At 67.2% G+C, this 24,925-nt stretch carries 24 protein-coding genes; 11 read left to right on the top strand and 13 right to left on the bottom strand.

Features of this window, described 5'->3' with window-relative positions; genetic code table 11:
* Positions 1–36: 36 nt before the first annotated feature.
* On the bottom strand, positions 37–330 hold the full coding sequence (locus AC099J_RS00470; RefSeq protein ID WP_479613232.1) for a type II toxin-antitoxin system RelE/ParE family toxin: 294 nt from the start codon (positions 328–330) through the stop codon (positions 37–39).
* Positions 331–342: 12 nt separating this feature from the next.
* Positions 343–747: an antitoxin PaaA2 family protein gene (locus AC099J_RS00465; RefSeq protein ID WP_479613231.1), complete on the bottom strand. Its 405-nt coding sequence runs from the start codon at positions 745–747 to the stop codon at positions 343–345.
* A 237-nt stretch (positions 748–984) separates the two neighbouring features.
* On the opposite strand from AC099J_RS00465, the gene AC099J_RS00460 reads away from it, so the two are divergent.
* The 5 genes from AC099J_RS00460 (at position 985) to AC099J_RS00440 (ending at position 6,346) form a co-directional block, all read left to right on the top strand.
* Entirely contained in the window at positions 985–2,919 is a 1,935-nt protein-coding gene (locus AC099J_RS00460) for a type I restriction-modification system subunit M (protein WP_479613230.1), read from the top strand.
* Positions 2,916–3,743 (top strand): AlbA family DNA-binding domain-containing protein, encoded by an 828-nt coding sequence (locus AC099J_RS00455; RefSeq protein WP_479613229.1) that lies wholly within the window; start codon positions 2,916–2,918, stop codon positions 3,741–3,743. The genes AC099J_RS00460 and AC099J_RS00455 overlap by 4 nt, the downstream gene beginning before the upstream one ends.
* Before the next feature lie 172 nt (positions 3,744–3,915).
* A complete protein-coding gene (locus AC099J_RS00450) occupies positions 3,916–4,575 on the top strand; it encodes a restriction endonuclease subunit S (protein ID WP_479613228.1) in 660 nt (219 codons plus the stop codon).
* A gap of 36 nt (positions 4,576–4,611) precedes the next feature.
* Entirely contained in the window at positions 4,612–5,640 is a 1,029-nt protein-coding gene (locus AC099J_RS00445; RefSeq protein ID WP_479613227.1) for a GIY-YIG nuclease family protein, read from the top strand.
* Between the two features lie 163 nt (positions 5,641–5,803).
* Positions 5,804–6,346 (top strand): type I restriction endonuclease, encoded by a 543-nt coding sequence (locus tag AC099J_RS00440; protein ID WP_479613226.1) that lies wholly within the window; start codon positions 5,804–5,806, stop codon positions 6,344–6,346.
* Here AC099J_RS00440 and AC099J_RS00435 read toward each other — a convergent pair.
* Positions 6,330–7,583 carry a glutamate carboxypeptidase gene (locus tag AC099J_RS00435; protein ID WP_479613225.1) on the bottom strand — a complete coding sequence of 418 codons (1,254 nt, stop codon included), beginning with the start codon at positions 7,581–7,583 and terminating at the stop codon, positions 6,330–6,332. The two genes, AC099J_RS00440 and AC099J_RS00435, sit on opposite strands and share 17 nt — an antisense overlap.
* 222 nt (positions 7,584–7,805) lie before the next feature.
* On the opposite strand from AC099J_RS00435, the gene AC099J_RS00430 reads away from it, so the two are divergent.
* Positions 7,806–8,036, top strand: coding sequence for a DUF2061 domain-containing protein (locus tag AC099J_RS00430; protein ID WP_479613224.1), 231 nt, complete (start codon positions 7,806–7,808; stop codon positions 8,034–8,036).
* On the opposite strand, the gene AC099J_RS00425 is transcribed toward AC099J_RS00430, so the two are convergent.
* From AC099J_RS00425 to AC099J_RS00395, 7 genes are read right to left on the bottom strand one after another with little or no spacing between them, the layout of a single operon-like run.
* Complete coding sequence (locus tag AC099J_RS00425; RefSeq protein WP_479613223.1) at positions 8,008–9,651, bottom strand: class I adenylate-forming enzyme family protein; 1,644 nt, start codon at positions 9,649–9,651, stop codon at positions 8,008–8,010. The genes AC099J_RS00430 and AC099J_RS00425 overlap by 29 nt on opposite strands.
* Positions 9,652–9,662: 11 nt before the next feature.
* Positions 9,663–10,331: an ABC transporter ATP-binding protein gene (locus AC099J_RS00420; RefSeq protein WP_479613222.1), complete on the bottom strand. Its 669-nt coding sequence runs from the start codon at positions 10,329–10,331 to the stop codon at positions 9,663–9,665.
* A 9-nt stretch (positions 10,332–10,340) separates the two neighbouring features.
* Positions 10,341–11,093 (bottom strand): ABC transporter ATP-binding protein, encoded by a 753-nt coding sequence (locus AC099J_RS00415; protein WP_479613221.1) that lies wholly within the window; start codon positions 11,091–11,093, stop codon positions 10,341–10,343.
* Positions 11,090–12,064: a branched-chain amino acid ABC transporter permease gene (locus AC099J_RS00410; protein WP_479613220.1), complete on the bottom strand. Its 975-nt coding sequence runs from the start codon at positions 12,062–12,064 to the stop codon at positions 11,090–11,092. Before AC099J_RS00410 ends, AC099J_RS00415 begins: the two co-directional genes overlap by 4 nt.
* The gene (locus AC099J_RS00405) at positions 12,064–12,960 is read right to left on the bottom strand and encodes a branched-chain amino acid ABC transporter permease (RefSeq protein ID WP_479613219.1); all 897 of its coding nucleotides are present in this window, start codon (positions 12,958–12,960) and stop codon (positions 12,064–12,066) included. Before AC099J_RS00405 ends, AC099J_RS00410 begins: the two co-directional genes overlap by 1 nt.
* A 13-nt stretch (positions 12,961–12,973) precedes the next feature.
* Complete coding sequence (locus AC099J_RS00400; protein ID WP_479613218.1) at positions 12,974–14,263, bottom strand: ABC transporter substrate-binding protein; 1,290 nt, start codon at positions 14,261–14,263, stop codon at positions 12,974–12,976.
* A 31-nt stretch (positions 14,264–14,294) separates the two neighbouring features.
* Positions 14,295–15,137, bottom strand: a complete 843-nt coding sequence (locus AC099J_RS00395; protein ID WP_479613217.1) for a FadR/GntR family transcriptional regulator — start codon at positions 15,135–15,137, stop codon at positions 14,295–14,297.
* A gap of 278 nt (positions 15,138–15,415) precedes the next feature.
* On the opposite strand from AC099J_RS00395, the gene AC099J_RS00390 reads away from it, so the two are divergent.
* From AC099J_RS00390 to AC099J_RS00375, 4 genes are all read left to right on the top strand, one after another.
* Positions 15,416–17,746: an NADP-dependent malic enzyme gene (locus AC099J_RS00390; RefSeq protein WP_479613216.1), complete on the top strand. Its 2,331-nt coding sequence runs from the start codon at positions 15,416–15,418 to the stop codon at positions 17,744–17,746.
* A 167-nt stretch (positions 17,747–17,913) separates the two neighbouring features.
* Positions 17,914–18,321 carry a guanyl-specific ribonuclease gene (locus AC099J_RS00385; protein WP_479613215.1) on the top strand — a complete coding sequence of 136 codons (408 nt, stop codon included), beginning with the start codon at positions 17,914–17,916 and terminating at the stop codon, positions 18,319–18,321.
* Positions 18,322–18,363: 42 nt separating this feature from the next.
* Positions 18,364–18,786: a barstar family protein gene (locus tag AC099J_RS00380; RefSeq protein WP_479613214.1), complete on the top strand. Its 423-nt coding sequence runs from the start codon at positions 18,364–18,366 to the stop codon at positions 18,784–18,786.
* Between the two features lie 56 nt (positions 18,787–18,842).
* The gene (locus tag AC099J_RS00375) at positions 18,843–18,971 is read left to right on the top strand and encodes a hypothetical protein (protein WP_479613213.1); all 129 of its coding nucleotides are present in this window, start codon (positions 18,843–18,845) and stop codon (positions 18,969–18,971) included.
* Positions 18,972–19,027: 56 nt separating this feature from the next.
* Here the strand turns inward: AC099J_RS00375 and rsmA are convergent, their stop codons facing one another.
* Genes rsmA through AC099J_RS00360 form a run of 3 tightly spaced genes read right to left on the bottom strand, consistent with a single transcriptional unit; the run spans position 19,028 to position 23,569 of the window.
* The gene (gene rsmA / locus AC099J_RS00370; protein WP_479613212.1) at positions 19,028–19,795 is read right to left on the bottom strand and encodes a 16S rRNA (adenine(1518)-N(6)/adenine(1519)-N(6))-dimethyltransferase RsmA; all 768 of its coding nucleotides are present in this window, start codon (positions 19,793–19,795) and stop codon (positions 19,028–19,030) included.
* A 10-nt stretch (positions 19,796–19,805) separates the two neighbouring features.
* A complete protein-coding gene (locus AC099J_RS00365; protein WP_479613211.1) occupies positions 19,806–21,143 on the bottom strand; it encodes a peptidylprolyl isomerase in 1,338 nt (445 codons plus the stop codon).
* A gap of 17 nt (positions 21,144–21,160) precedes the next feature.
* Positions 21,161–23,569, bottom strand: coding sequence for an LPS-assembly protein LptD (locus tag AC099J_RS00360; RefSeq protein WP_479613210.1), 2,409 nt, complete (start codon positions 23,567–23,569; stop codon positions 21,161–21,163).
* 131 nt (positions 23,570–23,700) lie between these two features.
* Between AC099J_RS00360 and AC099J_RS00355 the strand changes: the two genes are divergently transcribed.
* Complete coding sequence (locus AC099J_RS00355) at positions 23,701–24,843, top strand: aminoglycoside phosphotransferase family protein (protein WP_479613209.1); 1,143 nt, start codon at positions 23,701–23,703, stop codon at positions 24,841–24,843.
* The last annotated feature ends 82 nt before the right edge of the window (positions 24,844–24,925 follow it).

Raw genomic sequence — 24,925 nt, 5'->3', positions numbered from 1 at the left:
GGCTGTTGCCCCCGCGTCTTGCGGGCAGAGCGCGCGTCATGGTCGAGACTGTGCCGCGTGCTTGATCCGCAGTACCTGCACCACGTCTTGGCCGGCGATCGGAACAATCCGGTAATAGGCCAGGTAGTTCTCGTGCAGCACCAGGATTCGAACCCCTTCGGGCACGCCAGGCCCCAGCAGCCTGCCCATTTCGGGGTGCTCCGAAAGCACCTTCACCCTGCGGCGCAGCTCTGCGCCGAAGCTTGAGGCACGGGCCCGGTCGTCCCGCGCGATGAATCGCCGGATTGCGCTCAAGTCCTCACGGGCCAGAGGCCGCCAATCGATGCGCACCAGCCCCGCCTGTCAAGAGGCAGCGCCCGGCCGCTCGGGCACCAGCGCAACCTCGACCGGCCCATCGTCGAACTGGGCGAGCACCTCATCCGTGGTCAGGCTCGGCCGCGGGTCATCGATCGCGGCTTGCAACTCGCTCGCCAGCCACTTCTGGTGTGCCGCTGCCTGGTGTGCGTCGCGCATTGCACTCGCCCGGCTATCGCGCCTCTGGGTCACTTCCTTCTGGCCAGGATCCCACCGCGAAAAATCCATCTTGGCAGTGCCAATGCCGATGTCCTTGAGCACCTGCATGGCCGAGGTTGGCGTGCCAAAGCGCCTGGGCTCAGTGCTGCGTGCCTTGGTCAGCACCACGGCATCCCGACTGCCCCGGGTGCCGATCTCCATGTAAAAGCCGCTGCCTTGGGCGGTGAGGGTCACGCCTGTGACACCGCCGGCACGCACCGCTGCTTTGAATTGGTCGAGGGTCAGACTTTGCATGGGAGCTCCAATCTGGAAATCATTGTGCAGGAGCTATGGGAATCGTGCAAATGACATTCCACAGTTCTGCGTGCGGCGCGCAGATCACAACCCATGGGTCGGCCCTATCATCCCCACCAAGTCAAGGCCAGGTCCCACGCCGTGACCCGCCTTGTCCAGCGCCGTGTTGACCAGCCCATGCACCAACAGAACCTCGCCGATTTCATCTGGAACGTGGCCGACACCTTGCGCGGCCCTTTCAGGCCCTCGCTGTACGGCCGCATCATCCTGCCCTTCACCGTGCTGCGCCGGCTGGAATGCGTGCTGGAGTCCACGCGCGAGGCCGTGCGGCAGCAGCACGCTGCGCTGAAGGGCACCAAGGTCGATCTGGACCTGGTGCTGCCCCAGGTGGCGGGCGCGCAGTTCTACAACCTCTCGCATTTCGACCTGGCCACGGTGGGCTCCACCAGCACCCGCGCCAACCTGGAGGACTACCTTGCGAAGTTCTCGGCCAACGCGCGCCAGGTGTTCGACCATTTCGGCTTTGGCAACTGGCTGGTGAAGCTGGAAGAAGCGAACCTGCTCTATCTGGTCACGCAGAAGTTCGCCGCTATTGACCTGCACCCCAAGGCGATTTCCAACCACGAGATGGGCCTGGTGTTCGAGCACCTGATCCGCAAGTTCGCCGAGGCCGCCAACGACGATGCGGGCGAATACTTCACCCCGCGCGATGTGGTGCGCCTGGCCACCACGCTGGTCTTCGCGCCCGACCACAAGGCACTGGCCGGCAAGGGCGTGGTGCGCACCGTGTACGACTGCGCGGCCGGCACAGGCGGCTTTTTGAGTTCGGCCATCGAGCAGGTGCGCGAGTGGAACCCCGACACCACGCTCGTGCCCTACGCGCAGGAGCTGAACCCCGAGACCTACGCCATCTGCGTGGCCGACAAGCTGATCCAGGGCCACGACGTCAGCAAGTTGAAGCTGGGCAACACCTTGTCCAACGACCTGCTGCCGCGCGAGCGTTTCGACTATTGCCTGGCGAACCCGCCCTTCGGCGTGAAGTGGGAGCCGGTGCAAAAGGCCGTAGTGGCCGAGCACAGGGAGATGGGCCTGGCCGGCCGCTTTGGCGCCGGGCTGCCGCGCGTGGGCGATGGCTCGCTGCTGTTCCTGATGCATCTGCTGTCCAAGCGCAAGGCCGTGGAACTGGGCGGCAGCCGCATCGGCATCGTGCTCTCGGGCTCGCCGCTGTTCAATGGCGGCGCCGGGTCGGGCGAATCAGAGATCCGCCGCTGGATCCTGGAGCGCGACTGGCTGGAGGCCATCGTCGCCTTGCCCACCGACCTGTTCTACAACACCGGCATCGGCACCTACATCTGGGTGCTGTCCAACCACAAGGCGCCCGCGCGCGCCGGCAAGGTGCAACTCATTGACGCCAGCGCCATGCACAGCCCCATGCGCAAGAGCCTGGGCAGCAAGCGCAAGCAGATCAGCCAGGAGCAGATCGACGAGATCGCCCGGTTGCTGGAAGGCTTCGAAGACGGGCCGCAGAGCAAGGTGTTCGCGACCACCGATTTTGGCTACCGCCGCATCACCGTCGAGCGGCCCTTGCGCGTGCGCTTCACCGTGACGACGGATCGCCTGGCCGCCTATGCCGCGGCCAAAGGGGCAGAGCAGGTGGACTGTTTCGCCACGCTGGCACACAGCGACCAGCATTTCGACGCGCTCGACACCTTCCTGAAGGCGGCCGGCGTCAAGGGCAAGCTCGGCAAACCCGCCCGGAAGGCCGTGCTCGATGCGTTCGGCGAGCGCGACCCGCAAGCCCAACCGGTGCTGGAGGCCGACGGCAAGACGCCGATGCCCGACTCCGAGCTGCGCGAGTTCGAGAACGTGCCGCTGAAGGAAGACATCCACACGTACTTCGCGCGCGAAGTGCTGCCCCATGTGCCCGACGCCTGGATCGACCTGGCCAAGACCGACGAGAAAGACGGCAAGCCCGGCATCGTGGGCTACGAGATCAACTTCAACCGCTATTTCTACGTCTACCAGCCGCCGCGCCCGCTGACGCAGATCGATGCGGAGCTGCAGGCGGTGGAGGCGGAGATTGCGGCGTTGTTGGGGGAGGTGATCAAGTGAACGACGACCACGCCCACCAGCTGGACCTGTTCGATGCGCTGGCGGATGCCGCCGAGGGCAACGACCTGGAATACAAGGCCGCCAAGGGTGGCTTGCCTGGCAGCTTCTGGGAGACCTATTCCGCCATGGCCAACAGCCAGGGCGGCACCATCGTGCTGGGCGTGGCGGAGAGGCATGGGGACTTCGTGTGGGAAGGTGTTCCCGACGCGGCCACCCTGCGCAACCAGCTCTGGAGCCAGCTCAACGACCGCAGCAAGGTCAGTAGCAACCTGCTGACGGAGGCCGCCATTCGCACCCTGGAGCGCAACGGCCGGCAGTTCGTGGTGGTGCAGGTGCCGCGCGCCAGCCGCGCGCAGCGGCCTGTCTACATTGGGCCCAACCCCATGGCGGGCACCTTCCGGCGTGCCGAGGAGGGCGACTACCGCTGCAGCGACGATGAAGTGCGGCGCATGCTGGCCGACCAGTCCAGCCAGCCCGCCGATGCACGCATCGTCGAGCACTTCGGCTTGGCCGACTTCGATCCGGAAACGCTCAAGCAGTACCGCAACCTCTTTGCCTCACGCGCCCCCGACCACGCCTGGCTGCTGGAGGACGACGAGGGTCTGCTCTTCAAGCTGGGGGCGCTGCGCCGCGAACGCGCCAGCGGGCTGCAGGGCGCCACTGTCGCCGGCCTGCTGCTTGCCGAACTGCTGGGGCGTGATCAGTCCAACCTGCAAACCAGGATGCTCACGGCCCTGGTCAAGGCGGGGAGACTGAGGTTGCTCCACCCGGACGTGCCGAACCGGCCCGACCAGGCATACCGGACGGAGGAACACGCCAAATGACAGCCGTGAACCTGCTGAATGCGCGCAAGCGTGGCGCGTTATCCAGTAACCCCCGCGCCTTATCCAGTAACCCTCCCGGCTTATCCAGTAACCCCCTGGCCTTATCCAGTAAGCCTGCTGGGTTATCCAGTAACCCTCCGGTCCAGCGTCAACCGGCGCCGGAGCCGCAGCCGTGACCGCTACCGCCTCCCTGGCCGACACCCTGCCCCGGCACTGGCAACTCAAGCGCCTCAAGTTCATCGCCCACGTCCAGACCGGCATGGCCAAGGGCAAGGACCTGGCGGACGCGGACACCGTGGAGGTGCCCTACCTGCGCGTGGCCAATGTGCAGGATGGGTATCTGGTGGACGACGTGGCGACCATGGCCGTGCCGGTGGCCGACCTGGAGCGCTACCGCCTGCAGCCCGGCGACGTGCTGATGAACGAAGGCGGCGACTTCGACAAGCTGGGCCGTGGCCATGTGTGGCATGGCCAGATCGACCCCTGCATCCACCAGAATCATGTGTTCGCGGTGCGCCCGCACGGCGTCTCATCTGAGTGGCTGAATGCCTGGACGGGCTCGGCGCCCGCGCAGTTCTATTTCATGGACCGGGCCAAGCAGAGCACCAACCTGGCGTCCATCTCGTCGAGCAACGTGTCCCAGCTTCAACTGGCACTGCCCCCGGTCGATGAGCAGGAGCAGATCTGCGCATTCCTTGATGCCGCACTGGAACGCTTTGACCGACTGACTTACGCAACGCAGCGGAGTCTGAACCTGCTTGACGAACACCGCGCCGCCCTCATCACCGCCGCCGTCACCGGTCAGATCGACATCGAAAATCAATCAACCTGACCAGCCGCATCCAACAAGAATGCAAACAGGATACGCATGACCACCAGCACCGGCCGCACCCTCAAGCTCTTCCTCGTCGACGGCGTGCCCAATGGCCTGCTGACCGCCGAGATCATGAACTGGACCGGCCATGTGATCACCGGCCCACGCAGCCGGCTCAGCGAACTGATCCAGCGCCCGGAGAGCCGTCGTACCGGCGTGTACTTCCTCGTCGGCGCGGACAGCGGCGCGGGCATCGGCACCCAGGTCTACATCGGCGAGACCGATGACGTGGCGCAGCGGCTGACGCACCACAACCGCCCGGAGGAAAAAGGCGGCAAGGACTTCTGGGAAAAGGTCTGCGTGGTGACCAGCAAAGACGCCAACCTGACCAAGGGCCACATCAAGTACCTGGAGAGCCGGCTGCTGCGCATCGCGCAGCAGGGCAAGCGCTGCGCCTTGCTCAATGGCACCGACCCGGGCTACGACAACCTGCCCGAGGCCGACCGCTCGGACATGGAGTTCTTCCTGGAACAGATCCAGACCTTGCTGCCAGTGTTGGGCTTCGACTTTCTGCGTGCCACGCCACAGCCGTCCGCGCCGATCGCCACGCTGCCGGCCACGGCGCTTGGAACGGCGCCCGCCCCGAGCCCACCACTAACGGCACCCAGCGCCTCCATCCCGGACTCGCCGGTGTTCGTGTGCGACATCAAGCGGCACGACATCAGCGCGCGGGGCCGGGAGATCAACGGCGAGTTCGTGGTGCTCCAGGGCTCCAGGACGCGCAGCGAATGGGAGGGTGTGAATGGCACCTATACGGAGCTGTTCAAGGAGCTGGTGCGCAGCGGCGTGCTGGCGTTGACGCCCGACGGCCGGCACCGCGAGTTCACGCGCGACTACGCGTTCTCCAGCCCCAGCGCCGCCGCTGCCGTGGTCAGCGGGCGCAGTGCCAACGGGCGCACGCAGTGGCTCACGGAGTTGGGGAACCAGACCTATGGCGGTTGGCAGGAGATGCGGGTCAACGCCATGCTGGCGGAACTGGAGGCTGCGCCGCCGCAAGCCAGCCAAGCCGTGGTCACACCCTGAGCACGGTCTTCAGCGCTTGCAACAACAAGACCCAACGAGTCCACCAAGATCCACCACGAAAGCGAACTCGAACGCCACATCGTCGAGCAGTTGCGCGCGGCAGGATGGATGGTGGGCACATCCGCCGCCTACGACGGGGGCGCGGGCGCTCTACCCCGAAGACGTGACCGGCTGGCTGCAAGACAGCCAGCCCGAGGCCTGGGACAAGCTGCTGCGCCTGCATGCGGGCGCTGCGGACGCAGCCAGCACGGCCTTGCTCGACCGCCTGGTGGGGGTGCTGGAAACCTCCGAAGCCGGCACGCTGACCGTGCTGCGGCGTGGCCTGGCGCTGGCGGGCGCGGGGCAGATGGCGATGAGCGAGGCGCTGCCCGAAGACGCACGCAACGACACGAGCACGCGCCGCTACGCCGCCAATCGCCTGCGCGTGGTGCCGCAACTGACCTACTCGCTGGACAGCACCGACCGCATCGACCTCGCGTTCTTCATCAACGGCCTGCCGGTGGCCACCGTCGAACTGAAGACCGACTTCACCCAGTCCGTCGAGGCGGCCATGCTGCAGTACCAGCAGGACAGAGCGCCGAAGAACCTGAAGACCGGCCGCGCCGAGCCGCTGCTGGCCGTGCCCAAGGGCGCCCCGCGCAAGGACTTGAAGGACTTCGTCCATCGCATTGGCGCAAACAATTACGCCGTCAGCGCCGCTTGCTGACCTCCATCACCATGCGGCTCAGCAGGTACAGGCGGGGCACCACACTGGCGACTTCGGCGTATTCCTCGGACTTGTGGATGCCGCCCACGATGCCGAACCCGTCCAGCGTGGGCACGCCCACATCCGCGGCCAGGCAGGCGTCAGAAGCGCCGCCGGAGCCGTCCAGCGTGAGCTTCTTGCCGATCTCGGCGTAGATGGACTGCGCCGTTGCGGCCAGCGCATCGATCTGCGGCGTCTGCAACATCGGCGGCAGGCCACGTTCCAGCCTGGTGTTGACCTCGGTGTCGGGGATCAGCTTGTTCTTCGCGACGCGGGCCAGGTCGCGTTCCAACCGGTCGAGCTCTTCACGGTTCAGGGCGCGCACGTCGCCCTTGGCCGAGGCGCTCTCGGGGATCTGATTGGTCGGCCCGTCGGCGGTGAGCACGGTGAAGTTGATGGTGGTGGCCTTGTCCGCATCGCCGAGCTTGCCGAGCTGCAGCACCTGGTGCGCCAGCTCGGTGGCGGCGTTGCGGCCACTGGCGGGCGCCGCACCGGCGTGCGCGGCCCGGCCTTTGACCTCGACCACGGCCGTGGCGCTGCCCTTGCGCCAGGTCACCAGGCCGTCGACCGGGAGGCCCGGATCCAGGTTGAGCACCACGTCATGCTCCTTGGCGACGCGGCGGATGAGCGCGGTGGTCTCGATCGAACCGGCTTCCTCGCTGGTGTAGATCAGGTATGTCAGGCGCGCGTAGTCCCTGAAGTTGAGCGCGTTCAGGATCTTGATGGCGTAGATGCCGGTGACCACACCGCCCATGTTGTCCATCACGCCCGGGCCGTAGGCGCGGTCGTCCTTGATGTAGAAGGGTGTGGCCTTGGTCGTGCCGTGCTCAAACACGGCGTCGGTGTGCGCCATGAGCAGGATCTTGCGCGTGCCTGTGCCTTCGAAGGTGGCCGTCACGTCCTTGCCGGGGTGCGGCCTGGCAGGGAAGGTCGCGATCTTGCCGCCCAGCTTGGTGAGCTCGTCGACCACCAGCGTGCGCACCTGCGCCAGGCCCTCGGTGTCGCCGGAGCCGGAATCGATGTTGACCAGCTTTTCGAGCAGCTTCAGCGATTCGGCCTTGTAGCCGGTGGCACGGTCATACACCGCTTGCACGGGCTGGGCCTGCAGCGTGGAGGCGAGCAGTGCGATGGCGCAGCCCGCCAGCAGGCGGTGCGCGCGCAGAGTGGCCACGGCTGCGCCGGTGAACATATTGGTCATGGCGTCTCTCTGGTCGGTTGTTGTCGGCGAATGCCAACCGGCAGTATGGGCCGACCCGGGCGTCTGGGCACCAACTCTTGCCGAGTGTTTCAACTGGCGAGCGGTCACGCCTGCAACCACCCGCGCCGCCGCGCCCACCTATTGCGCGTTTAGCCACAATCGATTGGCATTGCGACTCGTTCGCATTTAACCTTGGGTCCATTGTTGGAAAGAGAGCCCCCCATGACCGCCTTCGCCCGCGCCAACCTGCCCACCTTGAAGAAAACCGCCAGCTACTACGTGGTGCACATCGTGGTTGCCGCCGCCGTGGCCTATGCTGTGACGGGCAACCTGTGGGTCGCCTTCACGCTGAGCCTGCTGGAGCCGACGGTGCAGGCATTTGCCTTCTTCTTCCACGAGAAGGCGTGGCAGCGGGCGGAGCGCGTCAAAGCCCTTCGCGCATCACCCGCTTGAGCAGCTTGCCCGTGGCGCTGCGCGGCAATGGCGTGTCGGACCAGGTGACCGTTTCCGGCACCTTGTAGTCTGTGAGGCGTGCGCGGCAGAAGGCGCGCACGGCTTCGTCGTCGGGCGGCACGCCCGGCGCATGGAGGAAGGCGTGCACGCGCTCGCCCAAAACCGGGCAGGGCCGGCCGACCACCGCGGCCTCGACCACGCCGGGGAACGCCATCAAGGTGTTCTCGACCTCAACCGAATAGATCTTGAAGCCGCCACGGTTGAGCATGTCCTTCTTGCGGTCGAACAGGCGCACGAAGCCCTGCGCGTCGATGCTGCCCAGGTCGCCCGAATGCCAATAGCCGGCCGTGAAGTTGGCGGCCGTGGCCTCGGGGTTGTCCCAGTAGCCGGGCACGACCATCGGGCCGCCGATCCACAACTCGCCAGCCTCACCGGGCGGCAGTTCGCGACCAGCGTCGTCCATCACGCGCAGCTCGGCACAGGGCAGCGCCAGGCCCACGCTGTCGGCATGCGCGCGCGTGAGGCCGGGCGGCATCATGGTGGCGGGCGAACAGGTCTCGGTCGCGCCATAGGCGTTGATCAGCACGAGGCCCGGCAGCCGCTCGCCCAGCGCATCGATGGTGGCCACCGGCATCGGCGCGCCGCCGTAGCCGCCGATGCGCCAATGGGCGAGCGCTGCGCCATCGAAGCCAGGCTGCATCAGCGCCAGTGTGTACATGGCCGGCACCATCAACGTGTGGGTGACGCGCTCGGCCGCCATGGTGGCCAGGAAGTCGGCCGCCTTGAACTGCGGCAGCACGACGATGGCGCCACCCACGTGGACCATGGCCGCGATGACGGCGATCAACCCCGTGACGTGGCTGGCCGGCACCGCCAGGGCCGAACGGTCGCTAGAGCGCAGGCCCATGCAGACCTCGTAGTGGCGCACCGAATGCGCGACGTTCAGGTGCGTGAGCATCGCGCCCTTGGGGCGGCCGGTGGTGCCGGAGGTGTAGAGGATGAGTGCCGTGTCCTGCGGCTGCACGTCGTGCGCGTCGGTACACGGGGGCAGGCCCGTGCCCAGTGCAGACAGCGGCTGCGCACCCGCCGCTGCCCCGTCCGCTGCACCGCTGCCCGCCACGAAGCGCAGCCGCAGCGCTGGCACATCGGCGGGGGGCGGCACCCGCTCGGCCAGCACGTCGTCGAACACGATGGCGCAGGCGCCGCACTGCTGCAGCATGTAGGCCAGGCCCGGCATCTGCTCGCGCTCGCCGACCGGCACGGCGATGGCGCCCAGCCGCGCGATGGCGAACAGCACGGCCACGAACGCGGGCCGGTTGCCCATGAACATCAGCACGCGCTCGCCGCTGGCCACGCCGGCAGCGGCCAGGCCGGCGGCGATGCGGGCGACCTCGGCGTCCAGCGCCGCGTAACTCCAGCGCGTATCGCCGCAGACCACGGCATCGCTGCCCGCGTGCTGCGCCACGGCCTGCTGCAACAGCGCGTGCAGGCTGGCCGGCCGCTCGGCAAAGCAGCGCACGACGCGGTCGCCGTAGACGGCCTCGTGCCGCGTGGGCGGAAGCTGCGTCGTGTGCCACTGCGCTATGTGCCCCTGCGTGATGTTCCCCTGCGTCATGTGCCCCTGCGTCATGCCGCAAGCTCAGCTGGCGCTGGCGGCGCCGCATTCGCGCCGCGCTCGATGACGACCTCACTGTCGACCAGCTTGCGCGAGTGGTTCAGATCGGATTGCGCGATCAGCACCGACAGCGCGCCGCCGCGCAGCCCGGCAATCACGTCCGCCAGCCGCATCGACAAGGCCGGCGCCACGCCCTCGAAGGGCTCGTCCAGGAGCAGCAGCCGCGTGCCCACGCCCAGCGCACGCGCCAGTGCCACCAGCTTCTGCTGGCCACCGGAGAGCAGCAGCGCACGCCGCGCCCGCATCTCGGCCAGCTCGGGCAGCACGCCGTAGATGAAGTCCAGCCGCTGGCGCGTGTCGCGCATGCCGGTGGCCCACAACGGCACGAGGATGTTCTCTTCCACAGTCAGCTCGGGCACCAGTCCGCGGTCTTCCGGCATGTAGCCGATGCCCATGGCGGCGCGTGCATGGCGTGGCACCTGCGCCAGGTCTTGCCCTTCGAAGCTGATGCGGCCCTGCGAGGGCGACAGGTGGCCCATGACGGTGCGCAGCATGGTGGTCTTGCCGGCGCCATTGCGCCCGATCAGGCCGACCATGGATTGCGCGGGGACGGACAGGCTCAGGCCGCGCAGCACCTGCACCGAACCGATGGCCACGTGGATGGATTCGACGTTCAACATCGGGCGCTCCTAATGCAAGGTGCCGGTGACATAGCGGCGCACGTCATCGGCGGCCAGCGCCACCTGCGGCACATCGTCCGCGATGATGCGGCCGGCGTAGAACGCGACCACGCGGCCGGCGTAGCGCTCGACGATGTCCATGTCGTGCTCGACGAACAGCACGGTCATGGCGTCCTGGCCCAGCGCGTTCATGATGATGTCCATCATCGGGAATTTCTCTTCTGCGGCCACGCCGCTGGTGGGCTCGTCCAGCAACAACAGGCGCGGCTGGCCGGTCATCGCCATGGCGATGTCCAGCAGCTTGCGCACGCCGCCGGGCAGCTCGGCCACGCGGCGGTCGCGGTGCTCTGCCAGTGTGAAGCGCTGCAACAGCGCGTCGGCACGGGCCACGGCATCGGCGCGGCGCGCGCCCCGCCAGAACGACAGCCGTTGCCCATGGCAGGCGATGGCGACGAGCATGTTCTCCAGCACCGTCAGCTCGGCGAACAGCTGCGGGATCTGGAACGAGCGCGCCACGCCCAGGTGCGTGATGGCGCGCGGGTCCAGCCGCGTGATGTCGCGGCCCGCCAGCTCGATGCTGCCGGTGTCGGGCTTCAAGTAGCCCGTCACCATGTTCACGAAGGTGGTCTTGCCCGCGCCGTTGCTGCCGATCAGGCTGACGCGCTCACCGGTGGCAATGGCGATCTCGATGGCGCTGGCGGCGACGACCGCGCCGAAGCGCTTCTCGACGCCGCGCGCGCGCAGCAGGATGTCCTCGCTCATTTTTTTTTGATCCAGAGTGAGCCGATGCCGCCCGGCAGGAAGCGGATCATCAGCAGCAGGAACAGCCCCAGCGACAGCTGCCAGGTGTTCGGAAAGTACAGGTTGGAAAACGAGCGGACGATCTCCAGCAGCGTGGAGGCCACGAACACCGCCAGCACGCTTTGCGAGCCGGCAAGGATGGCGACGAACACGAACTCGCCGGACGTCGTCCAGTAGCTGAAGTTCGGGTCGATGTGGCCCAGCGACATGACGGTCAGCGCGCCGCCGCAGCCGCCGGCAAAGGCGGCCATGCCGAAGTTCAGCGCCACGGCCTGGCGCACCGAGCCGCCCAGGTATTCGACACGCAGCTCGTTGTCGCGCACGGCCAGCGCGATGAGGCCGCGCGTGGAGTCGAAGTACACGCGCGCCAGCAAAGCCAGCACGCCGGCCACGGTGATGGTCACGCCGTACAGCACGTAGGCGATGCGCTCGTCCGACAGGCTCTGGCCGAGCAGAGTGGGCCGGCCCATGTTGAAGCCGTCCGAGCCGCCGAGCGATGTCGTCTTGACCAGCACGCCGTAGCACACCATGGACAGCGCCAGCGTCAGCATCGCGAAGAAGATGCCGCGGTAACGCGCCAGCAGCGGCGCGAAGGGGGCGGCCACCAGCAGCGAGGCCAGCCCGCCGACGAGGGCCAGCAGCAGCGCATCCGTGACGCCCAGGTGGTTGAACGCCAGTGCTGCGCAGTAGCCGCCTACGGCGAACACCAGGCCCTGGCCGAACGACACCACGCCGCTGCGCATCAGCAGCACGATGCCCAGCGACACCAGGCCATGCGAGGCGGCCATGGTCAACAGGAACACCAGCCAGCGCGGCAGCCAGGCGCCGATCGCGACCAGCGCCACCAGCAGGCCCAGGCCACCCCAGAAGACGGCGTTGCCGCGCGACGCCGCAGGCGCCACGGCGGGCGCAGAAATGGAAGCGGTCTTCATCAGATCTTTCTGGCTTGAATGCGCTGGAACAGGCCCTCGGGCCGGAACATCAGCACCAGCGCCATGACCACGTAGATGGCGAACAGCTCGACCTGCGGCGCCAGGTGCACGGCGCACGATCGCGCCAGCCCGACGATCAGCGCGCCGATGGCCGCACCCTCGATGCTGCCCAGCCCGCCGATGATGACGACCGCGAACGAGACGATGATCACGCCGACCGAGACGCCCGGCTGCACCGAGATCAACGGTGCCGTGAACGCCCCGCCGATGGCCGCCAGGAAGATGCCGACCGAGAACGCCAGCATGTACACGCGCGACACGTTGACGCCCATGCTGGAGGCGACCTCTTCGCTGTGGATCACGGCCAGCACGATCTTGCCCTGGCGCGTGCGGTTCAGCCCCCACCACACGGCCACGCCCACGAGCACGGCCAGCCCCATCAGCGCGAAGTCGTAGCCCACGTAGATCTGCTCGCCGATCTCGACATTGCCGAACATGCCGTAGGGCTCGGAGACGTAGTACGGGTTGGCGCCCCACAGCAGCTTGGTGATGTCCTCCAGCATCAGGAACATGGCGTAGGTGACGAGCACCAGCAGCACCTCGTCGCGGCCGTAGAAGAAGCGCAGCAAGCCGCGCTCTGTCAACGGTGCGACCAGTGCCGCCACGGCCACTGCCGCCAGCAGCATGGCCACCAGCGACCAGGCGGGGGCCAGCCCCATCGTGGCGAACCAGGCCACGAAGCTGGCGGCCGCGTACGCGCCCAGTGCATAGAAACTGCCGTGCGCGATGTTCAGGATCTTCAGCACACCGAAGACCAGCGTGAGGCCCAGCGCGACGATGAACAGCCATGAGGCATAGCTCAGGCCGTCCACCAGAATGGTGATGGCGGTGCTCATCATCCGTGTGCCGTCACTCGCACTTGGCGCCCTGCATGCCGCCCTTGATCCAATCCTCGGACTTCATGCCGGCCGGCGGGTTCACGCAGTCGGCGGCGAAGCGCTGGATGTCTTCGAGCACCACCATCTTCTTGCCGGCATCAAAGCGTGTCTTGCCGATGGCGGTGGGCTGCGTGGCCTGGTGGCCATCGCCCAGCGTCATGCGGATGCGGCCGCCCGGGGCATCCCACTCGCTGCCCTTCAGCGCAGCGGCGAGTTGCTCGTGCGTGGGCTTCTTGCCGCCGTTGGCGGCCATGGCCTTCTCGGCCGCGAGCTTCAGGCCCATCAGTGCCTGGGCCATGCGGTACGGGGCCTGCGCCGGGTACGTGTTGTGGCCCTTCTGGTACAGGGCCCACCACCAGTCGTTCAGCGGGGTCTTGGCCGACAGCAACCCATAGGCGCCACGCGCGCCGAGGATGGTGCCGTCGGGCATCTTGTCGCCCAGGTTGGTCAGCACATGGTCGGCGGCCGACAGCACGACCTGCGTGCGCTTGAACAGCCCGCGCGGGCCGGATTGCAGAATGAACGCCTGCAGATCGCCGCCCCACAAACTGGAGTGCGTGATGTCGGCACGGCGCGCCGTCAAGGCCGAGATCTCGGTGCCGTACTGGCCGGCGCCGAACTTGGGCAGCAGGTCTTCGCCGAGCTTGGCATCGGGGTACAGCTGGCCCATGGCGGACTTGAAGTCGGCGCGCGAGTCATGGCCCCAGGCGTAATCCTGGTTGATCATGTTGAAGCTCTCGGCCTTGATGTTGCGCGCCTTCATGTAGCGGGCCAGGGCCACGTTGTCCATGGTGGCGTGCGAGGCCGTGCGGAACACGTAGTTGTACTTGCCGTCCTCGAACACGCGCGGCGTGCCGCAGTCGTAGAGGATCAGGAACCGCTTGAGCTCCTCGGCCACGGGCGCCACGGCCAGGCAGTCGCCCGAGCTGACGTAGCCGACCACGGCGTCGACCTTCTCGCGGTCGTACAGGTTGCGCAGCTCCTGCACCTGCTTGGTGGCGCCGCCGTTCTCGTCGACGTAGACGGCCTCGATCTTCATGCCGCCGATGCCGGGCTTGTTGTAGGGCGCAGGTGCGGCGCCCTGGTTGAAGGCGTCGACCAGCACCTTGGCGCCGTTGACGGCCGGGATGCCGAAGCTCTCGGCCGCCTGGCCCGAGAGGAAGCTGACGATGCCGATCTTGAAGCTCTCCTGCGCCTGGGCCGTGGCGGCCAGAGCGGCCAGGGCCAGTGCGGCCACGCGTGCGGTCTGTCTCGTTGTCATGCTTGTCTCCTAGTGGTGGTGTGGTGCCGGTTTACAGGGAATGGGCCTTGGCGATGGGGGCCTGCATGTCCAGGCCCGTCATCTCGAAACCTCTGCGGAAATCGACCATGTGCTTGCGCGTCCACTCGGCGGCGGTGGCCGCGTCGCGCCGCTGCAGCGCGTCCACGATGGCGTGGTGCGCCGCCAGGTTGCGCGCGCGGGATTGCGGCAGCCGGTCGTGGATCTGCAGCAGCGTGGGGTTGTAGAGCAGGCTGATGGGCTCGCGCGCCAGCATCAGCGCCCGGTTGTGGCTGGCGCGGCCGACCAGCGCGTGGAATTCGATGTCCAGCTCCACCAGCTGCTGGTTGTGCGCGGGCGAGTCGCCGGCCTGGGCCTGCAGCGCGGCGGTGCGCTCGGTGTTGTGGGCCAGCTCGTCCAGATCGGTCGGCGTTGCCGAGGTGGCGGCCAGCTGGGCGGCCAGCGGCTCCAGCGTGACGGCCACCTGCCACAGTTCCTCGAAGGTGGTCTGCTGCAACAGCAACATGCGCGCTGCCCGGGGCGCCAGGTCGTAAAGGCCCGGCAGGGTGACGAACAGCCGGCGGCCTTCACGGCGCTGGACCAGGCCCTCCTGCTCGATCTGGCGGATTGCCTCGCGCACGGTGGAGCGGTGCACGCCGAAGCGCTCGGCCAGGCTCTGCTCGGTGGGCAAGGGCATGCCGGGCTGCAGCTGGCCAGAGACGATGGAGCGCTCGATCTCGCTGGAGACCTGCTTGTACGCCGGCGCCAGGTGCAAGCGGCTGAACATGGAGGTGTCTTGCGCAGGCATCGCGGCGCGGCCGCCCGAGACGGACGCCGTGGTGGCCTTGCGGCGCGGGCTGTGGCGGCGGTCCTCCATTCCCCGGTCTCCTGGTGGTGGCGTGACGTGGCGTTGCTCTGTACGTTTGTCGGACAAACGGATTTTGTGGAGGGCGGCTCGCCGTGTGCAGCGGGTATTCCCGCAAGATTCGGACGAATGCGTGTCAGCAAGTGGCTGATTGCCTTGGAAATTGTCACAACTGCGTGACCTGGCGGCCCGTTTGGGGGCTGTGGGACCGGGCCTACAATCCCGTTCCCTTTGACGCATCAGGCGGGTTTTCTGGGCGTGAGCCTGACGGCCGGCCGCAGGAGACGAACATGTCCAGCATCCCGGTGAGCAACGAACAAAAACGCGCGGAACTGCGCCAGGCGGCGCTGAACTATCACGAGTTCCCGGTGCCCGGGAAGATCTCCGTCACGGCGACCAAGCAGCTCGTCAACCAGCACGATCTGGCGCTGGCCTACTCGCCCGGTGTGGCCGCTCCCTGCGAGGAGATCGTCAAGGACCCGAACGCCGCCTTCAAATACACCGCACGCGGCAACCTGGTGGCCGTCATCACCAACGGCACGGCGGTGCTGGGCCTGGGCGACATCGGCCCGCTGGCGTCCAAGCCGGTCATGGAGGGCAAGGGCGTCCTGTTCAAGAAGTTTGCCGGCGTCGACGTGTTCGACATCGAGATCGACGAGAAAGACCCGCAAAAGCTGGTCGATGTAATCGCCGCGCTGGAGCCGACTTTCGGCGCCATCAACCTGGAAGACATCAAGGCGCCGGACTGCTTCTTCGTCGAGCGTGAGCTGCGCAAGCGCATGAAGATCCCGGTGTTCCACGACGACCAGCACGGCACGGCCATCACCGTGGCGGCCGCCATGCTGAACGGCCTGAAGGTCGTGGGCAAGAACATTGCCGAGGTCAAGCTCGTGACCTCGGGCGCGGGCGCGGCTGCGCTGGCGTGTCTGAACCTACTGCTCAAGGTGGGCCTGAAGCGCGAGAACGTGTATGTGACCGACCTGGCCGGCGTGGTCTACGAAGGCCGCACCGAGCTGATGGACGATGACAAGCGTCAGTTCATGCAGAACACGACGGCCCGCTCGCTGTCCGAGATCATCGAAGGGGCCGACGTGTTCCTGGGCCTGTCGGCCGGTGGTGTGCTCAAGCCTGCGATGGTGGCCAAGATGGCAGCCAAGCCCGTCATCTTCGCGCTGGCCAACCCAAACCCCGAGATCACGCCGGAAGACGCGCGCTCGGTGCGCGACGACGTCGTCATGGCGACCGGCCGCACCGATTACCCGAACCAGGTCAACAACGTCCTGTGCTTCCCGTACATCTTTCGCGGCGCGCTGGACTGCGGCGCCACGACGATCACGGACGAAATGGAGATCGCGGCCGTGAATGCGATCGCCGAGCTGGCGCAGGCCGAGCAGAGCGAACGCGTGGCGGCGGCCTATGTGGGCGAGAAGTTGAGCTTCGGGCCTGAATATCTGATCCCCAAGCCGTTCGATCCGCGGCTGATGATGAAGATCGCGCCGGCCGTGGCGCAGGCCGCGCACGAAAGCGGCGTGGCGCAGCGCCCGATCCTCGACCTGGACGCCTACCGCGACCGGCTGCAGAGCTTCGTCTACGCCTCGGGCACGACCATGAAGCCGATCTTCGACGCCGCCAAGCGCGCGAAGAAAAAGCGCGTGGTGTTCTGCGAAGGCGAGGAAGAGCGCGTGCTGCGCGCGCTGCAGATCGTGGTCGACGAAGGCATCGCCCGCCCGACGGTGATCGGACGGCCGGCCATCATTGCGCAGCGCATCGAAAAGTTCGGCCTGCGCCTGCGCGAAGAGCTCGACTACGACATCGTCAACGTCGAACAGGACCACCGCTACCGCGATTTCTGGCAGACCTACCACCGCATGACCGAGCGCCAGGGCACGACAGCGCAGCTGGCCAAGATCGAGATGCGGCGCCGGCTGACGCTGATCGGCGCGATGCTGCTGCACAAGGACGAGGTCGACGGCATGATCTGCGGCACCTGGGGCACGACCCAGACGCACCTGCAGTACATCGATCAGGTGATCGGCAAGCACCCCGGTGGCGCTGACAGCACGTCGCAGAGCGTGCCGGTGTACGCCTGCATGAACGGCCTGCTGCTGCCGGATCGGCAGATCTTCCTGGTCGACACGCATGTGAACTACGACCCGACGCCGGCCGAGCTGTGCGAGATCACGGCGCTGGCGGCCGAGGAGATGATCCGCTTCGGGCTCAAGCCCAAGGCTGCTCTGCTGTCGCATTCCAACTTCGGCAGCAGCAACCAGCCGAGCGCCATCAAGATGCGCGAGACGCTGGCCCTGCTCCGCCAGCAGGCCCCATGGCTGGAAGTGGACGGTGAGATGCACGGCGACGTGGCGCTGGACGGCACGCAGCGCGCCACCCTGATGCCGCACAGCGCCCTGGCCGGCGACGCCAATCTGCTGGTGTTCCCCAACCTGGATGCCGCCAACATCGCCTACAACCTGTTGAAAACAGCAGCCGGCGGCAACATCGCCATCGGCCCGGTGCTGCTGGGGGCGGCCAAGCCGGTGCACATCCTGACGGCCAGCGCCACCGTGCGCCGGATTGTGAACATGACCGCATTGACGGTTGCCGACGCCAACGCTGTGCGCTGATCGCTGCACGCCCGAGGGCAAAGCAAGCACCAACTTAACGCTGCGATTGCCCTTCACTTTCATGCCCAATCTTTGGGCATAGCCTTGCTTTTCAGGACGCCTTGGGGCACACTAGCGCGCTTGATTTCCGGGGGTTAACCCGGAGTTCGCGCAAGGTATGTCTCCCCATGTTGTTTTCGACCCGCCACGCCCTTGGCAGAGCTTTGCTGGGCTGCCTGACGACGTTGGTCCTGGCAACTAGCACCGTTTCGGTGCATTCGCGAGAGCCTCTCGCCACCGTGGACACGGCCCAGGTTCGGCTGGATGAACTGCCCCCCGAAGGGCGGCTCACCTACCGAAGGATCCTGGACGGAGGTCCGTTTCCTTACGAGAAGGACGGTACCGTGTTCGGCAACCGCGAACGGTTGCTGCCGGCGCGGAGCAGGGGTTACTACCGGGAATACACGGTGGCGCGCCATGGGGCACGCAACCGGGGGGCCAAGCGCATCGTGTGCGGTGGCGCTCGCCCTGCAGCGCCGGACGGTTGCTACTACACCAGCGACCACTATGCGAGCTTTCGACGAATCGTCCATTGAAGACGGCGGCGGCTATTATTTTTGTGAGACCGGGGTATTTTGATGACTAACGTTAAAGCGGAGTTGGATGCGCCACTTCGTACTGTGCGAACCAATATCGTTCAGTCGATACGAGCGTTCCGCGTGCAGGATCTGCAGGAGGCCGCGCAATCGATGGGCCACCATTTCCTGTACGCCAACCTGTCCAGCGCCCAGAGCAAGCAGGATGTGCTGGACCTGATCGCCCAGCAGTTCACCTTTCCGACGCACTTCGGCAAGAACTTCGATGCCTTGTACGACTGCATGACCGACCCGCTGCACAAGTCGGGCCCGCAGCCCGGCTTCATCGTCGTGCTGGAGCAGGTTCCGGCCAACGCCAAGTTCGACAAGGAAGCGCGCGAACAGCTTCTGGACATTTTTCGTGACGCCGCGGACTACTGGGGAGACCGAAAAATACCGTTCAGGTGTTTCTATTCTTTTCTGTAGCCCGTTCTGCATCCACCAGCCAAGCAGAACGGGCGAACGAGGCTCAGGACAATGCCGTGCCCGGCATTGACCTCACCACGGAATCGGGCGAGAAGATGCCCACCGACAAATTGGTCGACGTGTCCCCCCTGGCGCTGCGCATGAGCAGCCCCTTCAACGCCGGCTATTGGCTGGCAGCTGCCTGACCGGCACCCCGCCCTGGCTCGCACACAACGCCCGTCGCTGACGGGCGTTTTTCATTTCATGGCGGCGCCGGTGGCAGCGCCTGCGACAGCGCCACGTACTCGGCCACCGGCACCTCCTCGGCGCGTCGCTGCAGGTCGAAGCTGCCGCCAAACCCGCGTGCGTCCAGCCAGCGGCCCAGCGCGTGGCGCAGCAGCTTGCGGCGCTGGCTGAAGGAGACCTGCACCAGTTCGCTCAGCAGCGCCACATCCACACCGGCGGATTCGGCCAGCGGCAACATGCGCACGACGGCACTGTCCACGCGCGGCGGCGGATCGAAGCTTTCGGGCCCGACGAACAGCACGTTCTCCATGGCGTAGCGCCACTGCAGCATCACGCTCAGCCGGCCGTAGGCGGCCGTCGAGGGGCGGGCCACCATGCGGTCGACCACCTCCTTTTGCAGCATGAAGTGCTGGTCGCGGATCGCGTCGACGTGCTCCAGCAGGTGAAACAGGATGGGCGTGGAAATGTTGTAAGGCAGGTTGCCGACCACCCGCAGCCGCACGCCCGCAGTGGCCAGCGCGCTGAAGTCGACCTTCAGCACGTCGGATTCGATGACCTCCAGCTGCGGGCGCTGGCGCAGGCGCTGGGCCAGGTCGCGGTCCAGTTCGATCACGGTCAGGCGCCCCAGGCGTTCGACCAGCGGCTGCGTCAGCGCCGCCAGGCCCGGGCCGATCTCGATCATCGGGTCGCCCGGCTGCGGCGCGATGGCGCGCACGATGGCGTCGATGATGCCGCTGTCGGTCAGGAAGTGCTGGCCGAAGCGCTTGCGCGCGATGTGCTTCACCGGGCCATCGTCACTGCGGCGCTTCGCGCAGCTCGACGTAGGCACGCGCGCGCAGGTCCTGCAGCCAGGTGCGGTAGGCTTCTTCCATCTTGCGCTCGCGCACCAGGCCTCGCGCCATCTCACGCTGCTCGCGCGGGCCCAGCGTGTACTGCCGGCGCTCGATCAGCTGGATCAGGTGCACGCCGAACCGCGACACGATGGGATCGGAGATCTGGCCGGGCTGCAGCGACTCGAGCACTTCTTCGAATTCAGGCACGAACTGCCCCGGGTTGGACCAGCCCAGGTCGCCACCTTCGGCCGCGCTGCCGTCCTGCGAAGTGGCGCGCGCCAACGAAGCGAAATCGGCCTGTCCGGCCACCACACGGCGCTTCATGTCGGCCAGGCGGGCGCGCGCGGCGTCCTCCGTCTGCTGCGGGGTGACGCGCAGCAGGATGTGACGTGCGTGCTGCTGCGTGACCGCCATGCCCGCGCCGCCCTGGCGCTTCTCGACGACCTTGAGCACGTGCCAGCCGGCGCCGGAGCGAACCGGCTCGGTGATCGCGCCAGTGGTCAGCGCGGCCGTGGCGTCCAGGAACAGCTGCGGATAGCGGTCCGGGCTGCGCAGGCCCAGCTCGCCGCCGCCGGCCGCATCGGTGGCGTCGGAGAACGCGCGCGCTAGCGCGGCGAAATCCTCACCCGCCTTGGCGCGCTTGGCGACATCCTGCGCACGGGCCTGGCGCTCGGCCACCTGCTGGGGCGTGGCGTTCTCGGGCACGGCCACCAGCACCTGCGCCAGGTTGATTTCCGTCGGCGGGGCAGCCGGCGCGTCCGCCTGCTCGCGCAGGTACTGCTCGACCTCGACGTCGCTGACTTTCACGCGCGCGTCCAGTTCGCGGTCGCGCACACGGGTCAGCATGATCTGGTCGCGGATGTCGTTGCGGAACTGGGTCGGCGTCACGCCATCGCGCGCCAGCCGGCGGCGCAGTTCGGCCACGTCGATCTGGTTCTGGCGTGCGACGTTCTGCTCACCCAGGTCGATGGCCGCTTCGTCGGCCTTGATGCCCATCTCGCGGGCCAGCTGCAACTGGGCGTGTTCGACGATCAGGCTTTCCAGCACCTGGCGGGCCAGTTGATCGCGCGGGGGCAGGCGCGTGCCCTGCTGCGCGGCCTGCTGGTTGACGCGTGCGATGCGCCGCTGTACGTCCAGGTTGGTGATGGGCTCGGAATTGACGACGGCGACGATGTAGTCGGACTGCCGCGTCGGTGTGGCCTGCGGCGCCTGGGCCTGCACCGCAGGCGCCACGGCGGCCAGCGAGGCCACGGCCAGCACCACGGCGGACAAACGGAAGGCAAGGGTCTTGCGGGGCATGGCGTGTCTCACACAATTCAATCGTAGGACCCGAAACGGCTCGAGGTCGTGACCTGCTCGCGCAGGAATTGGTAGCGGGGGATGTTGTCCTTCAGCGTGCGCAGCGGGCTGGAGCCCAGCCGCGACAGGCCGACGAATTCGAGCTGGAACATGATCTTGGAGTTCGGTACGGCTTCGGCGCGCTGCACGCGTTGGACCACCAAGCGACCCAGCCAGCAGCCGCCGTCGTATTCCAGCCCGATGATGGAGTCGACGAACTTGCGGTCGACCAAACTGTAGTTGAGCCGGCCCACGCTGTACCAGCGCCCTTCGCCCTGGCCCATGCCGGCGCCCAGGTCACGCCCACGGTCGCCCCACAGGTCGTTCAGCGGCCACTGCCAGCCGATGTCGACCTGCTCGCTTTGCGCCAGGGTGTTGGTGGCGCGCTGCACGCGGTAGGCCGCGCTGACCACACGGTAGTTGCCCGGGCTCCAGCGCCCGCCGACCGTGAAGCGCTCGGAGCGCTGGGTCTTGGGGTTGTACTGAACCATGGTGTCCAGCGTCCATTGCGGCGCCCAGTTGATGGAGGCACCGGCCAGAAAGTCGCTGACCCGGTCCACCACCGGCGTGCCACCGGGCAGGTAGACGTTCTGGTCCTTGAAGCGCAGGCGCTGGGCCAGGCCGAAGCGGGCCACCTCGGCGCCGGTGTCGGGCTCCAGAAAGCGGGTCGTGACGCCCAGCGTCAGCACGTTGCTGTCGGAGATGCGGTCGTTGCCGACGAACGCGTTCTCCGTGTAGATGGTGGCCAGGTTGAAGTCGGTGACGCCCGAGTCGTAGTTGGGCAGCGCGCTCTGGTCGCGGTAAGGGGTGTTGACGTAGAAGGCGCGCGGCTCCAACGTCTGGCGCCAGGCGCGGCCGAAGTAGTTGGCGTCGCGTTCGAAGACGAGGCCGCTGTCCACGCTGAAGGTGGGCACGGTGCGGTTCGCCGTCGTCGCGCCATTGGCCAGCGGCTGGTCGAACTGGTAGTTGGTCGCGTTCAGCTGCATCTTGGGCGTGAAGAACCAGCCAGGCCGCAAAAAGGGCCGGCTGATCTGGCCCAGCAGGTAGCTGCGCCGGGCGTTGGGCTGGCGCGTCAGGCTGCGGTCGGCCGAGAAGTGCGTGTAGTCGGCATCGACGGAAAAATCCAGCCCGGCCACGTCATAGCGGGCATAGCGGCCGGTGACCTGGGGCAGCTTGTCGTACGGCGGCGTGATCGGCGCGGTCACGTCCTGCAGCGTCTGGTACTTCAATGCGCGCACGCCGGCCGAGAAATAGCCGCGCGCCCAGCTCACGTTGCCATCGGTTGCCAGCAATCGCTGAGTCAGCGAGGTCGTGGCGCTGGAGAAGTCGCGCCAGTAGTTGTCGTCGCTGACGCGGTTGGCGTTCAGCGAATAGCCCAGGTTGCCCACCATCGGCAGCCCGGTGGACAGCACGCCGGCGTGCGTGCCCGAGTAGCCCCAGCGGTCGCGGTCGCGCAGCTTGTCGTTGGGCAGGTAATCGGCGCGGATCTGACCTTGGTAGGTGGGCTCCAGGTAGCGGAACTCGCCCCCCAGGTTCACGCCGCGCTTGCTCATGACCGAGGGGTACAGCGTCGCATCGCGGTTGGGCGCGATGTTCCAGTAGTAGGGCACCAGCACTTCGACGCCGGCCAGGTTGTCGATGGCCACCGTGGGCGGCAGAAAGCCGGACTTGCGCTTGTCCGTCAGCGGGAAGCTGACCACGGGCATCGCGAGGATCGGCACGTCCATGAAGCGCAGCACGCTGCCCCTGGCGACGCCCACCTCTTCCTCGTTGTCGATGTGGATGGTGGTGGCCGACAGCACCCAATCGGGCAGCCAGCTGGGGCCAGGCTGTCGGCGGCAGGTGGTGTAAGTGGCGTTGCGCAGCACGGCGCGCTGGTCGTCGACGAAGTCCACGCGGCTGGTCTCGCCGTGCGCGCCGCCGCGCAGCAGCCGGTAGCGCGCGCCCTCGAAGAAGCCCTCGAAAGCGTCGACTTTCAGTTCCAGCGCCGGGCCGTCGTAGACATTGCCGCCGTGGTTGATGTGCACATTGCCCTGCGCACGGGCCATGTCGGTGGCCTGGTCGTAGGAAAGGCGGTCGGCCTGGATCATGGTGTCGCCGCGGCGCATCATGGCGTCGCCTTCGAGCACCGTCTCCAGGTTCGGCCGGCCGGTGCTGCGCTCGCCAGAGAAGAACGTGGGCAACTGGCCCCGCACCTCGGCGGGCCATTGCTCCTGCAGGCTGGTGCTGGGCTTGAGCACCAGCGGTGCGTCATCTTCTGTGGCTTGTGCCCGCGCGTCGGGCACGTGCAGCAGCAGACACAAGAGCGCTGCCGCACCGGCCACGCGGCCTGGTGTGAACAGGCCGGCAGGCGCCGCATGCGGCAGGTCGAATTTCGCGGGGAGCATTTGAGAGGAAGAGGGCAGTCCGGGCATCCGGGCAAATCCAAAAATGAGCGGTTCGACGCGCCAAAAGCCGGGCCGGCGCCACTGGTGCCACCGGGGCGGCAGACGACCCGGGTTTGTAGAATTCATTATCCATGAGCCAGAAGACCGAACCAACCGGCTCGCCCGGCGCGCCCCCCCCGCCCATCGACACGCCCTCCCACACGCCTGTGGACTGGGCCGACCCGCAACGCGAAGCCTTGTTCCAGCGCTGGCTGGCGCAGACCGCGCCACGCCACGGCCTGCTGCCGGCCACGCTGCGCCTGGCCTCGGCCGATGCCAGCTTTCGCCGCTACTTGCGCCTCGATGCGCATGACGGCACGAGCCGCATCGTCATGGACGCGCCGCCAGCGCAGGAGAACAGCGAGCCCTTCGTGCGCATTGCCGCGCTGATGGGCGAGGCTGGCCTGCGCGTGCCGCAGGTGCTCGAGTGGGATGCGGCCGGCGGCTTCCTGCTGCTCAGCGACCTCGGCGCGCAGACCATGATGGCGCTGATCGACCCGGAACGCCCACAGGCCAACACCGCTGCCTACCTGCAGGCCGTCGATACGCTGATCGCCTGGCAGCTGGCCTCGCGCCCCGGCGTGCTGCAGGCCTACGACGCCGCCGTGCTGCAGCGTGAGCTGGCGCTGTTCCCCGACTGGTATCTGGTCAAGCACCGCGGCGTGACGATCGACGAGGCCATGCGCAAGACGCTGGACCAGACCTTCGCGGCGATCGTGGCAAACAACCTGGAAGCGCCCAGCGTGTACGTGCACCGCGACTTCATGCCGCGCAACCTGATGGCCCCGACTGGCGCGGACGCTCGGCCCGGCGTGCTGGATTTTCAGGACGCGCTGTACGGCCCCATCACCTACGACATCGCCAGCCTGATGCGCGACGCCTTCCTGAGCTGGGAGGAAGACTTCGTGATCGACATCACCGTGCGCTACTGGCAAGAGGCGAAAAAGGCCGGCCTGCTGGGTGTCAACAGCCCCTCTGGCTGGGGCGACGACTTCGGCGCCTTCTACCGCGCCGTCGAATGGATGGGCCTGCAGCGCCACCTGAAGGTGGCAGGCATCTTCGCGCGGCTGACGTTGCGCGACGGCAAGCCGAAGTACCTGGCCGACACCCCGCGTTTCATCGCTTACATCCGCGCGACCGCCGGGCGCTACCGCGAACTCAAGCCGCTGCTGCGGCTGATCGACCAGGTCGAAGGCACCCAGGCGGCCACCGGGTTCGCCTACGGGCGGATGTAACCGCCCATGCCCCCACGCTCGTCGCTTCACGCATCTCAGCTCTCCGATGGATCGCGTCAGTGCCCACTGGCCGCCAGGCGCC

This window comes from Rhodoferax sp. RT4P68 (assembly GCF_056521305.1).
The sequence above is the reverse complement of the archived record's forward strand: the minus strand, read 5'-3'. Positions and strand labels throughout refer to the sequence as shown.

Bases quoted from the DNA above. Each gene is read 5' to 3' on its own strand.
- AC099J_RS00460 (WP_479613230.1), top strand. From the start codon at position 985: ATGCACCAACAGAACCTCGCCGATTTCATCTGGAACGTGGCCGACACC.
- AC099J_RS00445 (WP_479613227.1), top strand. From the start codon at position 4,612: ATGACCACCAGCACCGGCCGCACCCTCAAGCTCTTCCTCGTCGACGGC.
- AC099J_RS00435 (WP_479613225.1), bottom strand. From the start codon at position 7,583: ATGACCAATATGTTCACCGGCGCAGCCGTGGCCACTCTGCGCGCGCAC.
- AC099J_RS00430 (WP_479613224.1), top strand. From the start codon at position 7,806: ATGACCGCCTTCGCCCGCGCCAACCTGCCCACCTTGAAGAAAACCGCC.
- AC099J_RS00425 (WP_479613223.1), bottom strand. From the start codon at position 9,651: ATGACGCAGGGGAACATCACGCAGGGGCACATAGCGCAGTGGCACACG.
- AC099J_RS00420 (WP_479613222.1), bottom strand. From the start codon at position 10,331: ATGTTGAACGTCGAATCCATCCACGTGGCCATCGGTTCGGTGCAGGTG.
- AC099J_RS00415 (WP_479613221.1), bottom strand. From the start codon at position 11,093: ATGAGCGAGGACATCCTGCTGCGCGCGCGCGGCGTCGAGAAGCGCTTC.
- AC099J_RS00410 (WP_479613220.1), bottom strand. From the start codon at position 12,064: ATGAAGACCGCTTCCATTTCTGCGCCCGCCGTGGCGCCTGCGGCGTCG.
- AC099J_RS00405 (WP_479613219.1), bottom strand. From the start codon at position 12,960: ATGAGCACCGCCATCACCATTCTGGTGGACGGCCTGAGCTATGCCTCA.
- AC099J_RS00400 (WP_479613218.1), bottom strand. From the start codon at position 14,263: ATGACAACGAGACAGACCGCACGCGTGGCCGCACTGGCCCTGGCCGCT.
- AC099J_RS00395 (WP_479613217.1), bottom strand. From the start codon at position 15,137: ATGGAGGACCGCCGCCACAGCCCGCGCCGCAAGGCCACCACGGCGTCC.
- AC099J_RS00390 (WP_479613216.1), top strand. From the start codon at position 15,416: ATGTCCAGCATCCCGGTGAGCAACGAACAAAAACGCGCGGAACTGCGC.
- AC099J_RS00385 (WP_479613215.1), top strand. From the start codon at position 17,914: ATGTTGTTTTCGACCCGCCACGCCCTTGGCAGAGCTTTGCTGGGCTGC.
- AC099J_RS00380 (WP_479613214.1), top strand. From the start codon at position 18,364: ATGACTAACGTTAAAGCGGAGTTGGATGCGCCACTTCGTACTGTGCGA.
- AC099J_RS00365 (WP_479613211.1), bottom strand. From the start codon at position 21,143: ATGCCCCGCAAGACCCTTGCCTTCCGTTTGTCCGCCGTGGTGCTGGCC.
- AC099J_RS00360 (WP_479613210.1), bottom strand. From the start codon at position 23,569: ATGCTCCCCGCGAAATTCGACCTGCCGCATGCGGCGCCTGCCGGCCTG.
- AC099J_RS00355 (WP_479613209.1), top strand. From the start codon at position 23,701: ATGAGCCAGAAGACCGAACCAACCGGCTCGCCCGGCGCGCCCCCCCCG.